We start from the raw sequence: 1121 nt of genomic DNA on the forward strand, positions 1-1121 counted from the left end.
ATTCCCAGCAGCGGCATGAATAGTCCTAGCCCCACTGCGACGGCTGTCGCGATCGCGTAGACCTGCCACGAGAGTCCGGTGGTCTTCCCGAGGGGTGCGGGTAGTCCGCCTCGGGTCGGGCGGCGCTTCCACCACATCCGATATCCCGTGATCGCGAGCGCCACGACCGCCAACGCTGTCGCGGCGAGGGCTATCTGCAGGGGAAGCCCGAACATGATCCCCATGTGCAGGTAGATGCCCCAGGACGACAGCTTGGAATACGGCGACAGTTCCTCGAAGTCGAGCCGGTCGACGATCCGCCCGTCGTCCCCCGAGACGGCGACCGAGTCCGAGCTGAACACCCACGGTCCCCACAGCTGGCTGACAGTCCACGCCGAGTCAGCGTCGGTGGGCGCGCTCATCCGGAGCGGACCGTCCAGGCCGGCGTGGCGTGCCGCGTCGAGGACCGAGGGGGCCTGTTCGGCGGGGGATCGGTGCCCTGCGTGCTGGGCGGAGTGGCCCCGGTGCTCCGCGTGCGCGTCGGTCGTGGCGGCATCACCACTGAGCGAGGTCTGCAAGGGGTCAGATCGCCAGTTCATCGCCGAGACCACGGAATCGATGTTGCCGCCGGTGTAGGTGGACCAGGTCAGGCCCGTCGTGGCGATCCCGAGGAGGACCACGGCGAACCAGGTGCCGAGGGTCGCGTGTAGAGACATCGTCTTGCGGCGCGAGCCCGGTCGCGCGGGAACTCCCCGCAGCATCGCGGCCCGACGCGCGGACCTGGCGGCGCGGGTCCTGCGCCACCACAGGAACAGCCCGCTCAGCGTGAGGATGAGCAGCCAGGAGGCGGCGAGTTCCGAGTAGATCTCGCCCGCGGCGCCGAGGTGCAGGTCGCTGTGCAGGCCGGAGATCCAGCTGCGCAAGGGGAGTTCACCGAGGCCCGAGTAGCTGGTCAGCACACCGTTCACGGACGCGTCCGCGGGGTCCACGAAGACGGCACGGTTCACGCCCTCGGGCAGCGAGTCGTCGACGAAGAGGACGCGGGTGGCGGTCCCGGGTTCGTCGGCGGGCCAGACCTCGACCAGCTCGAGGCCCGGCTGACGGTCCCGGGCGGCCGCGATCTGTTCGACCAAGGGTGTGCT

Annotated in this window: 1 protein-coding gene; it reads right to left on the reverse strand. The window is 69.8% G+C overall.

All coding sequences use genetic code 11. The annotated features are described in order from the left end of the window. On the reverse strand, window positions 1-1121 hold a 1121-nt coding region (locus ACWIE7_RS19405; protein WP_454070366.1), incomplete at both ends, for a PepSY-associated TM helix domain-containing protein.

This window comes from Dietzia sp. NPDC055343 (assembly GCF_053645265.1).